The organism is Rhodococcus sp. CX (assembly GCF_015865005.1).
Taxonomy (GTDB): Bacteria; Actinomycetota; Actinomycetes; order Mycobacteriales; family Mycobacteriaceae; genus Rhodococcus.
Genome location: NZ_JADZGH010000204.1, coordinates 1 through 842, shown reverse-complemented (window position 1 = coordinate 842; position 842 = coordinate 1). Strand labels below are relative to the sequence as shown.

Sequence of the window (842 nt, the reverse complement as noted above, 5' to 3'; positions counted from 1 at the left end):
TGCTCGCACCGACCTCGTGATCGGGCACGTCCTGTGCCCGCCCCCGCCCGCCGCATCGGCGTCGCGCGCTAAATTCGTACGGTGATCGTTGCGCTCATCGACTCGGGATTCGGTTTGCTGCCGACCTCGGCGTGGCTGCGCCGATTGCGGCCCGACCTGGATCTGATGCTGTCGATGGACCCGGCCGGAGCGCCGTGGGGCCCGAAGCCGCGGGACTGGGTGATCGAGCGGGTCGTCACCACCGCGCGGCGCGCGGTCCGGCGCGGCGCCGACGTGGTGGTGCTGCCGTGCAACACCGCCTCGGTCACCGCCCTCGACGAGGTCCGCCGCGACCTCGGCGACGGCGTTCCCGTGGTCGGCACGGTCCCGGCGATCAAACCGGCCGCGGCGGTGTGCGACTCGGTGGCGATCTGGGCGACCGCCGCGACCACCGCCAGCAGCTACCAGGCCGATCTCATCGCGCAGTTCGCGAACGGCAGCGAAGTCGTCGGCGTCGCGTGTCACGGGCTGGCCGACGCCATCGACCGCGGCGACCGGGCGGGCGCCGCAGCGGCCATCGCCTCCGCGGTCGAGCGCACCCCGGCCGACGTCAGCGGGGTCGTGCTCGGCTGCACGCACTATCCGCTGGTCGCCGACTCGATCGCGGCGCAGCTGCCCGCCGGTGTGCGGTTGTTCGACAGCGCCGAGGCCGTCGCCCGCCAGACCCTGCGCCGCATCGATGCGCTCGGCCGGGAGGATCGCGGAGCGGGCCGCGTCGAGGTGTTCCTCAGCGGTGAACCGGGAGCGTTGCCGGCGGGGGCCCGGGCCTTCGAAGCCGGGAGGATCCTGCTCGCCCCCGCCGG

The 842-nt window shown here is 74.3% G+C and carries 1 protein-coding gene; it reads left to right on the top strand.

Annotated elements, in window-relative coordinates; genetic code table 11:
- Nucleotides 1-81 precede the first annotated feature (81 nt).
- The coding region (locus tag I0Q12_RS22110) for a glutamate racemase (protein ID WP_197254757.1) at nucleotides 82-842 on the top strand (761 nt) is incomplete at its 3' end.